A 12,341-nucleotide genomic window follows, 5' to 3' on the forward strand; every position below is an offset into this window, starting at 1 on the left:
ATGCAGATGTGGTCTTCAGAAAGAGGCGTTATTTTTCGCCGAAAACTTCATATGAAGCAATATCTTGAGGAACTCAGTATCCTTTTTGGCAGGACAGTCAATGTCGAAGAGATAGGAGATCCCAAAGATCTTGATGCGGTTCTAGGGGCATACAAATTTTGGGATTTTTCGTCTCAAGAAACCGAGATCGAGTTCAATGATCTTCAATCGGATCGGTTCCGTGGCTTAATTCAAAAACTGCATGCCGCTAACCCGTCTGAAGTTCATATAGCCACACCGCGAACGAGGGATTGCGGCAAGTCTCCCTCGCTTCCCATCACTGATGTAAATTTTGCGTTCGACTTTTTCTTGTTCAGGGAAGCGTGCATCAGCTTCATAACAGCGGACATGGAAGACAGGTTGCGTCTGGAGTTGCTCTGGCCCGATGATCGGGATGAAAAGGGCGCTGCCATAATAACAAATGGCAAGAACTGGGCGGGGCTGAGTTACTAACGGTTTTCGCTTCACGGCGCCGTCTCTTGGGTCGTGGGTATCAACGAGACCGCCCGTGGTGACCGCAATTCGGTGCTGCGCGCTGCTTTCCGGTTTCATCACAGATGGTGGTTCCAGCCCCCCAGCAAGCCGCGCAAGGGCTGAGGCTGCCACCGCCCGCATAGCGCAAACACCGGCGGGAAGTGTGTACCCTTCTGTCCGGCCCGGCAGCCCTATGCCAAGGTGCCTGCCGCTTGCGGCAAAGGTGCGGATGATGGTGGGTGCAGCGGTGCAGATACGGGGTGTCACGGTGGGGGAAGCGGAACGGCTTGGCCATCTCACCTTCCGCGCCCTGCGGGACTTGTTGCCCCGGATCGATGGCAAGCGGGTGGCGGCTGTGGCCGCCTGGCAGGATGAACGCCCGCTCGGTCTGGCCCTGCTGGGCCCCAATCTGCTGGGCAGGCCCGGTGCCCAGCTGCATTCCATCATGGTCAGTTCTCCCCATCGCCGCCAGGGTCTGGGGCGGCAATTGCTGGCGGCCATTGTGGATCGGGCGACAGCGGCGGGGGCAGGGGAGCTGGTGGCGGAATGGTCCAGCCGCTTGCCGGGGGCGGGCGCCCTGACGGGGCTGCTGCTGCAGGCTGGCTGGACCGTGCCGCAACGGGTCAGCCTGCGCCTGCAGAGCAGTGTGGACCGCACAGAACGGGTTTTCCTGCGCCGTGCCGCCCTGCTGGGGCGGCTGGAACGGGACCGGGTGGCCCTGGTCCCTTGGGGCACGCTGGGGCAGGGGGGCCAGCAGCAGGTGCGGGACGCGGTTGCCGCCCTGCGCGCGACAGGGGAGCTGCCGGACTGGGCCGACCCGTCCGGCCATCTGGCAACGGCGGAACCCCATTTCACCCTGATGATCCATGATGCTGCCGGTGCGTGGCGCGGCTGGATCATTTGTGAATATCAGCCGCTGGTCGGGCGCTGGTTCTTCCCCATCGGTTGGGTGCATCCAGCCGATGCAAGGCGCGGCTGGCTGATGGCGGCCATCGCCCAGGTGACGGCCATGATGGAAGCACAGATCGGGCCGCACGCCGTGGCCGCGTTTGAGGCCAGCCATCTCAACCCGCCCATGTGGGCGCTGCTGGAGAAACATTTCTACCCGCACGCCACCATGGCCGATTACCTGCTTGCCAGCCGCAGGGCGCTATAGCCGTCTGGTGAACAGGGGGTGCGGCGGACGTCCCCTTATCGGCCGTGTTGGGACAAACTGTTCCCCTTTATCGCTGGGGAGAGACGCGTGATGGTACGGATGCGGCGCGGCTATGCCGATGGGCCTTATGGCCAGATCCATTATCTGGATGGGCGGGAGGGGCGGCCGCTGGTGCTGCTGCATCAGGCGATCCAGAATGCCAACCAGTTCGATTATGTGTTCGAACCGCTTTTGGAACGGGGTATCCGCCCCATCGCCATCGATCTGCCCGGCTTCGGCCTGTCCGATGCCCCGTCCAGCCCGCCCAGCATTGCCGATTATGCGGCCGTGGTGCCGCCGGTGCTGGATGCGCTGGGGCTGACCAAGGCGGCTGTGGGCGGCCACCATACCGGCGCCCTGGTGAGCAATGAGGTGGCCCTGCTCTATCCCGATCGGGTGGAGGCGGCCATTCTGGGCGGGCAGATGCTGATCCCTGATGATGTTCGCCAAGCCCTGATCGACGATATTGTCGTGCGGGAAAAGGCGTTCCAGGCCCTGCCGGAAGCCGCCCATATGGTGGAGGTGGCACGCATTCGGGAACGCTATGCCGCCGGCAGCGTCAGCCCGGCGCGTATCAGCGATTATGTGGTGCAGGCCATGCAGGCGCTGGCCCAAGGTACCTATTGGTACGGCCACGCTGCCGCCTTTGCCTATTATCAGGAAGAGCGGCTGAAGCTGTTGCGTCACCCGACCCTGATCTTGACCAATACCGGCGACATGATCTATCAGGCGGCCCTGGCAACGCACCGGCTGAGGCCGGATTTCGCCTTCGCGGCCCTGGAGGGCGGCGGCATCGACATTGTTGACCAGCAGCCGGCGGCCTGGGCCGCCGCCATTGCGGATTTCCTGCAGGGCCTTTGAGCGACGCAATCCAGGGAGAAGGGCGGCAGCCGATCCGGCGCCGCCTTTTTTTATGTCCCCGACATTAAACGTGTCTATCCATAATTATATGCGCGTAAAAATTATAGCGGACATATATAATTTACTCGCCTTAAGCGTGTTTGTATGATTTCATCATGTCGCCAAGGTGGTTGCTGGCGCAAGGGCTCCAGAACGGATTTCCAGAAGCCAATCACCCAAAATGCTGCGCCTGCCCGCCCTTTGCGTGAACCGAGAGGGAGGTTTCATTGGAAAATTTCACCACGATCACACCCTATGGGGTGGCCATTCGCACGGCCATTTCCAGCGGGAATCTGGATGCGCTGAAAGTGGCGCTGTCGCTGGCCCAGGAACTTCATGCCCGCGATGGTGATGTGCGGTCGGCTTTGGCGGCCGCCCGTGCCCAACTGGCGGCCGCCAAAGCCGCGCCCTGAGCGCCGCAAAGCCCGTCTGAAATTACTGGCTGATCAATCCGCCATGACCCTAACCGGTGTGGCGGCAATGCCCCTTCATGCCTGCAATCAAGAGGAAGCCTGAAATGAGCGACGCCATTATCCGCCCCCTGTATGCCGCGGCACCCCAGGCGCACCATATCCCGCTCTATGCCGCCACGCTGCACAGTGCGGTGGCCCGCAATGACGCGGCCGAGCTGGACAGCCTGATCTGCCAGGCCGAGGCCTATCTGGAAAAATACGGCGATCTGCCGACCCTGATCGAACAGTTGAAGACCGAGATCGCCAAGCTGGAACGCTGATCAGCGCCTGCAACCTATATTTTCAGGAGACGATTATGGTTACCACACCCCCGGAAGGTACCCCGCCCTGGCCCCCCGTTGTGGTGCTGTATGCGGCCAGCATCCGCAACAGCATCGTCAGTGGCGATGTCGGCCTGCTGAAACTGACCCTGGCGGAAGCGCAGAAGCAGAACAGCCAGATCGGTGATATCCGCTCTGCCCTGGCCGTGGCGCGCGCCGCCCTGGCCAAGGCCAAACAGGGCGGCTGAGTTCCCTCCCGCCTGTCGGCCGCCGGCAGAACCGGCGGCCGGCCTTCTTGTGCCCCTTTTATGCCTTTAATCAAGGGTGATGCCGATGCCCGACATTCCCGCCTTGCCGGAAAGCAATGTGCCGCGTGCGCGCTCCATGCGCGATGTGGTCGATCTGGTGCCTGTCCATGTCGTGTGGGAAATCACGCTGGCCTGCAACCTGAAATGCCAGCATTGCGGCTCCCGCGCCGGCCATGTCCGCACCCGTGAGCTGACCACGGCGGAATGCCTGGATCTGGTGGACCAGATGGCGCGGCTGGGCACGCGGGAAGTGACCCTGATCGGCGGTGAGGCTTATCTGCGCCGCGACTGGCTGGATATCCTGCGCCGGGTGCGTGAACATGGCATCCTCTGCCTGATCCAGACCGGCGGGCGCAACCTGACGGATAAGCGCCTGGAAGAGGCGGTGGCCGCTGGCCTGTGCGGTATCGGCGTTTCCATCGATGGGCTGGCACCGCTGCATGACCGGGTGCGTGGCGTGCCTGGTTCTTATGACCAAGCCATGTCGGCCCTGCGCCGGGCCAAGGCGCTGGGGCTGTCCATCTCCGTCAATACCCAGATCGGGGCAGAGACCATGCCCGATCTGCCGGAACTGATGGACCGCATCATCGAGGTTGGCGCCACCCATTGGCAAATCCAGTTGACGGTGGCCATGGGCAATGCCGTGGATAATCCGGAGGTATTGCTGCAGCCCTATCGCCTGATTGAGCTGATGCCGCTGCTGGCCAAGCTCTACCGCGAAGGGGCTAAGCGCGGCCTGACCATGGTGGTGGGCAATAATGTCGGCTATTTCGGCCCCTATGAATCGCTGTGGCGTGGCTTCGGGAACGAGGCGGTGCATTGGGCCGGCTGTGCCGCCGGCCAGAATGTCATCGGGATTGAGGCGGACGGCACCATCAAGGGCTGTCCCTCCCTGGCCACGGTCGGCTACGCCGCTGGCAATATCCGTGACCTGACCCTGGCCGATATCTGGCGGAACAATGAGGCCATGGCCTTTGGCCGGACCCGGTCGGTGGAACAGGATCTCTGGGGTTATTGCCGGACCTGTTACTACGCCGATGTCTGCCGGGCCGGTTGTACCTGGACCTCCCATTCCCTGTTGGGCAAGCGGGGCAACAATCCCTATTGCCATTACCGGGTGCGTGATCTGGCCAAGAAGGGCATCCGGGAGAAGGTGGTGAAGGTGAAGGAGGCGGGGCCGGAGAGCTTCGCCGTGGGCGAGTTCGCCTTGATCGAGGAGGCGATCCCGGCAGCCGAGCAGGTGGCCCCGGCGCTGCTGGCGCCCTTCTCCGCCACCGATGGGCGGGAGGTCCATATCGCCCCGGATGAGCGCGACGGCTATGACCGGGGCCGCATCCCGCCGCATCTGGCGCTCTGCCGGGGCTGCCATGAATATGTCTGGCCGCACGAGACCGACTGCCCCCATTGCGGCACCCACATCGCCACGGCCGCCCAGGATTATAATGACCGGCTGGAGCGGGTGAAGGCGCTGGCGGCGGCCATCCGGGAGCAGTTGCCGGCGGCGGAGTAGGGAAGGCGGGTGATTGACGGCGCATCCTTCCCGCTTCACCCTTACTGTGCGTTCGGGGTTGACTGTTGACATGTCACAACCAACCCCGTTGACGGGCCGTCAACCAACCCCTATGCTCCCGCGCATGTGACAGCCACAAGCGATGGGGCAGGGCCATGGATGGGCCGGAATTGCGGGCGGCGCGGGAAGCGCGCGGGGATACACAGCAGGCGTTTGCCGAATGGTTGAATGCCAGCCTGGGCCGCCGCTATGACAAGGGCCGCATTTCCCGCTGGGAAGGCGGGACGGAGAAGATTCCCCAAGTGGTGGCGGAACTGCTGGGTGCCCCGGTGCAGCGTCGGCGTGATCGGGCCACGGTGATTGCCATTTCCAACCAGAAGGGCGGGGTGGGCAAGACCAGTGCGGCGGTGAATATCGCTGCCGCGCTGGCCACCCTGGGCCAGCGCGTGCTGCTGGTGGATGCCGACCCGCAGGCCAGCGCCACGGTGCATCTGGGCATCTCCCAGGCCGAGGCGTCGGAGGCCGGGCGCACCACGTTCCATGTGATGCTGAAGGACCAACCGGTGGCCAATGCGGTGGTGCCGGTCTGTGACGGGCGGTTCCACCTGCTGCCCTCCACCATCCTGCTGTCGGCGGCAGAGACGGAGCTGATGGCGGAGCCGATGGGCACGCTGGTGCTGCGTGAACGGTTGGCCGGTGTGGCGCGCGCCTATGATTACATCCTGCTGGATTGCCCGCCGCATCTGGGCATGATGACGCTGAATGCCCTGGCGGCGGCCAATGGCGTGCTGATCCCGGTGCAGACGGAATTGCTGGCCATGATGGGCGTGCCGCTGCTGCTGGACACCATTGCCAAGGTGCGCCGGCGCGGCAACCCGGACCTGTCGATCATCGGCATTCTGCCCACCATGTTCACCGCCCGCCACACCCAGGACCGGGCCACCCTGGCCGACCTGACGGAACGGTTCGGCGGCAGCCTGCGTATTTTCTCCGCCGTGCCGCGTTCCACCATCTTCCCGCAATCGGTGGCCGCCGCCCAGCCGACCGTCGATGTGGCACCCGATCCCGCCATCGTGGCGCCGTTCCGCGAGGTGGCGCAATCCCTGATCGAGGCCGACCTGACGGAGGAAGCGAATGTCGCGTAAGCTCGCCCGCAGCAATCCGGCCCTTGCCCCCGCAGCACCGCTGGTGCCGCGCGACAGCGGGTTGAACAAGCTGTTCGGCACCTCGGCTGATTTCCCGGAGCTGGTGGAGCTGGACCTGGATCAGGTTCATGCCAACCCGGACCAGCCGCGCCGCCATTTTGATGAGCTGGCGCTGCAGGAGCTGGCCGACAGCATCCGCCATAACGGCCTGCTGCAGCCGATCCTGGTGAAGAAGCGGGCGGAAGGTGGCTATGTCATCGCTGCCGGTGAACGGCGTTGGCGGGCGCACCGGCTGCTGGGCAAGCCCACCATCTTCGCCGTCGTCACCCGGGGCGATATTGAGGAAGTGGCGCTGGTGGAAAACCTGCAGCGCCGCGACCTGGATGCGCTGGAAACCGCCCAGGCGCTGGCCCGGTTAGGGGAACGGCATCATTATGCCCAGGAGCAGCTGGCGGCCATTGTCGGCCTCAGCAAGTCGGAGGTCTCCCGCCTGCTGGCCCTGCCGGGCCTGCCGGAACTGATCCGCACGGAATATCTGCCCCTGCGGGATCGGGTGACGAAAAGCCACCTGTTCCTGCTGGTGGATACGGAAGGGGAGGGGGCGCGGCTGGCGCTCTGGTCCCGCATCAAGGCCGGTGCCACCATCAAGGAACTGCGCGCCGCCCGTGCCCAGCCTGCAGCGGCGGATAAGATCAAGGCCAGCGCCGTGCTGCAGGCGGCCACCCGCCTGGGGCGCAACCTGGACAATATTGCCAAGCGCGCTGGTGCGCTGGCGGAGGATGAACGCGCCTCCCTGCTGGCGCTGCGGGAACGCATTGACCGGTTGATTGGCGGCTGACCGATAGCGCCGTTGCGACGTCGCAATAAAAAAGGGGGGCAACGCGGCCCCCCTTTTCCATGTCTGTTCCCCCGAAATTACCGGAACAGCTTGGGCAGGAATTCTTCCAGATAGGCACGCCAGTTGATCCAGGTGTGGCCGCCGCCGCTTTCCTCATATTCGTGCTTGATGCCGTAATCATCCATGATCTTGCGCACGGGGGCCACGGAGGGGAAGACGAAATCTTCCTTGCCGACGGCCAGGAACACCGGCCCCTTTTCCTTGGCCCGTGCCTTCAACCCGGCATCATTGGCGCTGGCATAGGCGGTGACCTGATCACCGAACAGGCCGATGCTGAACACGCCGATGCTGCCGAATACATCCGGCCGGGGCAGGCCGAACTGCAGCGTATGGGCGCCACCCATCGACAGGCCCGCCATGGCGCGGGTCTTGGGTGCGGCCTCGGTGCGGAAATGCTTGTCGATATAGGGGATCAGCTCCTTATGCAGATCGGCGCCGAAATCGGTATTCACCATGCCCTGCACGCCCGCCCGTTCCGGCGTATGGCCATAGGGCATGACCACGATCATCGGCTTCACCTTGCCGGCGGCGATCAGGTTGTCCAGGATCGCGTTGGCATTGCCCTTCTGCACCCAGGCATCGTCGCTGTCGCTATAGCCATGGACCAGATACAGCACCGGATAGCGTTCCTTGCCGCCCGCCTCGTACCCCGGCGGGGTATAGACATGGGCGCGGCGCTTGATGCCGCCCAGGCTGGCGGAACTATATTCCACCAGGGAGACTAGGCCGTGCGGCACCTCGGCCTTATAGAACTGGTTCGGGGTTTCCGGCCCCTGGATTTCGAAGATCGATTGCGGGCCACCGAAGCTTTCGGCAAAGCGGGTGCCCTGCGGATCGGCGATACGCAGCCCATCCACCTTGAAGGCATAGGTATAGACACCGGGCGCCACCGGGGTGCTGGTGGTGGCTGACCAATAGCCCTTGTCATCCAGGCTCAGCGCCAGACCCGGCGGCTTGCCATCCAGACCGGTGGGCACACCGGCCACTTCCATGGCCAGCACGCGCACATCCTTGGCGGATTTGGCGCAGAACCGGAAGGTGACGCGCCCGTCCGCCAGTTTCTCCACACCGGGATAGAACAGGGGCGGCTGCATGAAGCTGCGTTCTTCGCACGGCTGCACATCGGCGAGGGCGGGCAGGGCGATAGCAGAAAGGCATAGCGCGGCGCTGGCCGCGATCATGTATTTGCGCATGATGGCTCCTTGAAAGGGAGAATTTGGAAGGGGGCCGCGCGGATAAAAAAACGCGGTGGGGAAGACCGACCATTCCCCACCGCGCCGATCCCGTAAGCGGGATTAGAACTTGACCTTGACCTGCGCCCCGAAGGAACGCTTCTCCCGCAGGCCCACATTGATGGCATTGTAGGCCGAATAGGTAGTGGTGGGGGAGAAGATGAAATTATCGGTGATGGAGGTATAGGCATCTTCGTTGAACAGATTGTTCACGAAGAGATCCAGGGAGACGTCGCCCATGGTGACACCGGCCCGCAGGTTCACCACCTGTGAAGAAGGCGTTTTCACCACATTGGCCACGTCGGACCACATACCGGACTTGTAGGAATAATCAACCCGGGTGAACCAGGAACTGTCTTCCCACAGGTCCAGATCACCATTCAACAGCACACCAACGGAAGCGCCGTACTTGGATGTCGACGGCAGCTCGTTGCCCCGGAAGCTGGTGAAGCCGGTCAACTGGGTGATCAAGGGTGCCCGGTAATTCTTGATCTTGCTGTCATTGATGGAGCCGGCGGCATTCAGGGTGATCAAGTGGCTCAGACGATATGAGCCGTCGAACTCCAGCCCCTTCATATCCGACCCGCCGGCATTGATAGTGCCGAACACGCTGGAGAAGCCGCCCACCGTGTTGCCAAAGGTTTGAATGACCTGATTCAACTGGTCACGCCACTGGGAGAAATAGCCGGCAAAAGTGTAGCGCAGCCGACCATTATCACCCGATCCTTTCAGGCCAATTTCATAGGTCGTTACCTTTTCCGGGCTGACGAAGACATCCAGGCCCAGATTCTTGGCGAACGTGGCCGACTCACCCGTATAGGTCACCACACCGGAGTTCAGCGCAGCCGGATTGACGCCCTTCGCCACGGAGGCATAGGTCATCACCTCATCCGTCCATTGGTACTGGGCGATGAAGCGGGGCAGGAAATTCTCGTACTTCTTGCTGGCCAACAGGGAGCCGGCGGCATAGGTGCCGACCGGGATGAAGGTGGGATCGGTCACCACCAGATCACGCAGGGGCGAGATATAGGCGTAGAGCTTATCGATCTGATAACGGCCTTCGACGCTGGCGGTCAGCGCGTCGGTGATATCGTAGGTGATGCCGAAGAAGCCGCTGAGCGTTTCGTTGCGGGTCTTGCCCGAGGGGGTGACGCCATTGGCCGGGGTGATGTTATCCAGGACATCAACGGTGCGCTTGGCGCTGGCATTCAGGTAATTGACACCCGTTACGAAGCGCAAATCGCCCTGATCATCATAGCCCAGTCGCAGTTCCTGGGAGAAGTCCTTGGACTTGCTTTCCACCAGATAGGAGGAGCTGTAATAGCTGCGCAGGCCATTGGTTGCCGTGGCGGCGGCATTGGGGATGCCCGAGCTGTCATAATTGACGATATCGGACAGGGAGCCCCACTGCTCGCGGTTCATGCCCGTCAGGGCTGTTACCGTGAAGCCGGTGTCCGGAATGTCGTAATCGGCGGCCAAATGGTAATGCTGATAGTCGCGGATCAACCCATAACCCTGGACACTATCCTCCGGATCGATCAGACGGTTCTGCTTGATGGCCAGACGTGAGCGGACATAGCTGTCTACCGCCGTGTTGGAAGCCGGCGACAGGCTGGTCAACGAAGGTGCGGTGCCGCAGATGAAGCGGTTGGTGCTGGTGAAGCCGAACAGGGCGTTGGTAACAGTGAAGCCGCAATTGGATTGGTTGGCGACGACCACTTTGCCCGTCGCATCCTTGGTTTCGGCAGCGCCAATCACACCCATGCCGGCCGGGCCGTCGTCGTCGTGGGAGAACATGCCAAAGGCTTTGATGGTCAGGTTTTCCGTCGGTTTGACCACCACCAGCCCATTGACATTGTAGTTGGACTGGTCACCCAGCGTTTCCTCGCGATTGGCACCGTTCCTGTAGCTGCCATCCTTGGAATCCTTGCTGCCGGCGATGCGGAAGGACAGCTTGTCTTCCAGGATCGGGGCTTCCAGTTCCCCCTGCAGGCGGTAACTGTTGCGGCTGGCGATGGAGGCGGTGACACTGCCGGCCAGCTTGTCACCCGGTTCCTTGTTCACCACGTTCAAGGCACCGGCAAAGGTGTTGCGGCCGAAATAGGCCGATTGCGGGCCGCGCAGCAGTTCAACCCGTGCCGGGTTGGAAATGCTCATCACCGCCGTGGCGGACGAAACGGGCACACCATCAATGAAGGTGGCAACCGGCGTGCTGTCGGTGGTGGCGGGCGTGAAGCCGCGCAGGATCAACTGCTGGAACGACCGGTCTGCCCGGCCGGAGCTGTTATTGTTGATGTTGAAGCCGGGGGTCTGCTCGGCCAGGTTGGAAACAGTGGTGATGCCACGCTGTTCCAACTGCTCCGACGTCACAGCCGTGACGGAAACCGGCGTTTTCAGGATATCTTCGGCCCGTTTACGGGCCGTCACCACGATTTCATCCAGCGCGTATTCGTCCGCCGCCGGCTTTTCCTTCTCCGCAGTCTGTGCCTGGGCCGGCAATGCGGCCGCAGCGATGCTCAACGCCAGGGCAGAAACGCCCAGCGTGTGACGGAAATAAACCCCCTTCATCCTCAACTCCCCTTCGTGTCTTCGTGTGAAAGCGTCCCGATGCCGGCTTCTTGTTGGGCGTAAAGCACCCCCGCGCACGGATGCCGGCATCATCCGCGTTCGATCTGTTCTGGTTTTTCATTTGGCTTGTGGCCGAGGTGTGGAGGTTGAGGCCTCCGCACGCGTCAACTGTTGGGTTTTGTCCCAAAACTTATCAAAATTATTCAACCTGTGTGTCCGTCACATGGACAACGTTGTCCCCAGGCTCCATCCAGGTTCTGAATGGGTATGGTCCAATCGGTAACAGAGGGGGAGTTGTTGCACCTTACGCGGTGCTGGCCCGACCGTGGGTCGGGCCGCGCGGCAGCGATCGCTGCCGTATCAACTTGCGATGAGGCGAACTTATCGCAAGTTGTATCAGGCCATCACCGGCACGCCATCCGCCAGGGCAGCCAGACCGTCGGCCGTGACCTTCAGATGGCGGGGCTTGGTGGTGGGGCCATTGATGCCGGCGACCGCCAGCAGATAGCCGTCCAGATGCCATTGTTCCAGCTGCCACTGCCCGGCCTGCCGCAACCATTCCTCATGGCAGTCAAGGCCGGGGCTGCTGCCGTCATCATCGGCGGCGGGGGTGACGCTGAAGCCGGTTAGTTCCTGCGACAGGCCCCGGCCGGTGGCCTTGATCACGGCTTCCTTCAGGTTCCAGATGCGCATAAAGCGTTCCCGCTTGTCAGCCTCCGCCTCAATGGCGGCGATCTGGGCCACCTCTGCGGTGGAGAACCAGCGGTCAGCAATCTCCAGCTCCGGTTCCCGGCGGGGGCAAAGCTGTTCCACATCCACCCCCACCTCGCCTTGCGGGGCGATGGCCACGGCCACCATGCCGCGCGTATGGCTGATGCTGAAGGGGGCGCCACCGCGCACCAGGGCCGGCTTGCCCCAGGTGCCGGCGTTGAAGGCAAGCTGCGTCGGCGACCGGCCCAGCCAGGCACCCAGGAACAGGCGCAACAGGCCATGGGCGGCGATGTAGGAATGGCGGTCGGCGTCGAAATGGAAACTTGCGGCACGGTCCTGTTCACCAGCATCCAGAAGCTGATGCAGGGAAGCCAGATCGCGCGATCCCAGCCCATCGACCGACAGGCTGACAATAATGGTTTCGTTCCGCCAATCGCCGCGCATGGCAATCCCGTCCCGCATCCTGTTCCCCCATTTTTTGATGCGGCGGATCATAGGGCGGAACGAAGCATTTGGTAAGGAAAACAGCCCCGACCTGAACAGGGGACCGCCCCGCGATTCAGTCAATCCCGTGGTGACAGGCTCCCAACCTTTCCATCGTATACGAAACAGAGAAACCCCATTGACC

12 protein-coding genes are annotated in these 12,341 nt (G+C 62.5%); 9 read left to right on the forward strand and 3 right to left on the reverse strand.

Annotation, left to right across the window (positions count from 1 at the left end; all coding sequences use genetic code 11):
- The 9 genes from CHB97_RS18810 (at position 1) to CHB97_RS18850 (ending at position 7,142) form a co-directional block, all read left to right on the forward strand.
- On the forward strand, positions 1-492 hold the full coding sequence (locus CHB97_RS18810) for a hypothetical protein (protein ID WP_143271022.1): 492 nt from the start codon (positions 1-3) through the stop codon (positions 490-492).
- A 250-nt stretch (positions 493-742) separates the two neighbouring features.
- Positions 743-1,669, forward strand: coding sequence for a GNAT family N-acetyltransferase (locus CHB97_RS18815; RefSeq protein ID WP_160106012.1), 927 nt, complete (start codon positions 743-745; stop codon positions 1,667-1,669).
- A gap of 90 nt (positions 1,670-1,759) precedes the next feature.
- Positions 1,760-2,569, forward strand: coding sequence for an alpha/beta fold hydrolase (locus tag CHB97_RS18820; protein ID WP_089289550.1), 810 nt, complete (start codon positions 1,760-1,762; stop codon positions 2,567-2,569).
- A gap of 266 nt (positions 2,570-2,835) precedes the next feature.
- Complete coding sequence (locus CHB97_RS18825; RefSeq protein ID WP_089289551.1) at positions 2,836-3,021, forward strand: DUF1843 domain-containing protein; 186 nt, start codon at positions 2,836-2,838, stop codon at positions 3,019-3,021.
- Positions 3,022-3,125: 104 nt separating this feature from the next.
- Complete coding sequence (locus CHB97_RS18830; RefSeq protein WP_089289552.1) at positions 3,126-3,341, forward strand: DUF1843 domain-containing protein; 216 nt, start codon at positions 3,126-3,128, stop codon at positions 3,339-3,341.
- 35 nt (positions 3,342-3,376) lie between these two features.
- Entirely contained in the window at positions 3,377-3,589 is a 213-nt protein-coding gene (locus CHB97_RS18835; protein ID WP_089289553.1) for a DUF1843 domain-containing protein, read from the forward strand.
- An 85-nt stretch (positions 3,590-3,674) separates the two neighbouring features.
- Positions 3,675-5,159, forward strand: a complete 1,485-nt coding sequence (locus CHB97_RS18840) for a GDL motif peptide-associated radical SAM/SPASM maturase (protein ID WP_089289554.1) — start codon at positions 3,675-3,677, stop codon at positions 5,157-5,159.
- A gap of 155 nt (positions 5,160-5,314) precedes the next feature.
- On the forward strand, positions 5,315-6,304 hold the full coding sequence (locus CHB97_RS18845) for an AAA family ATPase (protein WP_305764485.1): 990 nt from the start codon (positions 5,315-5,317) through the stop codon (positions 6,302-6,304).
- Positions 6,294-7,142 (forward strand): ParB/RepB/Spo0J family partition protein, encoded by an 849-nt coding sequence (locus CHB97_RS18850; protein WP_089289555.1) that lies wholly within the window; start codon positions 6,294-6,296, stop codon positions 7,140-7,142. Before CHB97_RS18845 ends, CHB97_RS18850 begins: the two co-directional genes overlap by 11 nt.
- Positions 7,143-7,219: 77 nt before the next feature.
- On the opposite strand, the gene CHB97_RS18855 is transcribed toward CHB97_RS18850, so the two are convergent.
- From CHB97_RS18855 to CHB97_RS18865, 3 genes are all read right to left on the reverse strand, one after another.
- On the reverse strand, positions 7,220-8,395 hold the full coding sequence (locus tag CHB97_RS18855; RefSeq protein ID WP_200820017.1) for an alpha/beta hydrolase-fold protein: 1,176 nt from the start codon (positions 8,393-8,395) through the stop codon (positions 7,220-7,222).
- Positions 8,396-8,497: 102 nt separating this feature from the next.
- Positions 8,498-11,002, reverse strand: coding sequence for a TonB-dependent receptor (locus tag CHB97_RS18860; RefSeq protein WP_160106014.1), 2,505 nt, complete (start codon positions 11,000-11,002; stop codon positions 8,498-8,500).
- 396 nt (positions 11,003-11,398) lie between these two features.
- The gene (locus CHB97_RS18865; RefSeq protein ID WP_160106016.1) at positions 11,399-12,175 is read right to left on the reverse strand and encodes a 4'-phosphopantetheinyl transferase superfamily protein; all 777 of its coding nucleotides are present in this window, start codon (positions 12,173-12,175) and stop codon (positions 11,399-11,401) included.
- Positions 12,176-12,341 lie beyond the last annotated feature (166 nt).

Origin of the sequence: Azospirillum sp. RU38E (assembly GCF_900188385.1) — a bacterium.
GTDB lineage: Bacteria > Pseudomonadota > Alphaproteobacteria > Azospirillales > Azospirillaceae > Niveispirillum.

Excerpts from the sequence above, each read along its gene's own strand:
- CHB97_RS18810 (WP_143271022.1), top strand. The coding sequence starts at position 1 with ATGCAGATGTGGTCTTCAGAAAGAGGCGTTATTTTTCGCCGAAAACTT.
- CHB97_RS18815 (WP_160106012.1), top strand. The coding sequence starts at position 743 with ATGATGGTGGGTGCAGCGGTGCAGATACGGGGTGTCACGGTGGGGGAA.
- CHB97_RS18820 (WP_089289550.1), top strand. The coding sequence starts at position 1,760 with ATGGTACGGATGCGGCGCGGCTATGCCGATGGGCCTTATGGCCAGATC.
- CHB97_RS18830 (WP_089289552.1), top strand. The coding sequence starts at position 3,126 with ATGAGCGACGCCATTATCCGCCCCCTGTATGCCGCGGCACCCCAGGCG.
- CHB97_RS18835 (WP_089289553.1), top strand. The coding sequence starts at position 3,377 with ATGGTTACCACACCCCCGGAAGGTACCCCGCCCTGGCCCCCCGTTGTG.
- CHB97_RS18840 (WP_089289554.1), top strand. The coding sequence starts at position 3,675 with ATGCCCGACATTCCCGCCTTGCCGGAAAGCAATGTGCCGCGTGCGCGC.
- CHB97_RS18845 (WP_305764485.1), top strand. The coding sequence starts at position 5,315 with ATGGATGGGCCGGAATTGCGGGCGGCGCGGGAAGCGCGCGGGGATACA.
- CHB97_RS18850 (WP_089289555.1), top strand. The coding sequence starts at position 6,294 with ATGTCGCGTAAGCTCGCCCGCAGCAATCCGGCCCTTGCCCCCGCAGCA.
- CHB97_RS18855 (WP_200820017.1), bottom strand. The coding sequence starts at position 8,395 with ATGCGCAAATACATGATCGCGGCCAGCGCCGCGCTATGCCTTTCTGCT.
- CHB97_RS18860 (WP_160106014.1), bottom strand. The coding sequence starts at position 11,002 with ATGAAGGGGGTTTATTTCCGTCACACGCTGGGCGTTTCTGCCCTGGCG.
- CHB97_RS18865 (WP_160106016.1), bottom strand. The coding sequence starts at position 12,175 with ATGCGGGACGGGATTGCCATGCGCGGCGATTGGCGGAACGAAACCATT.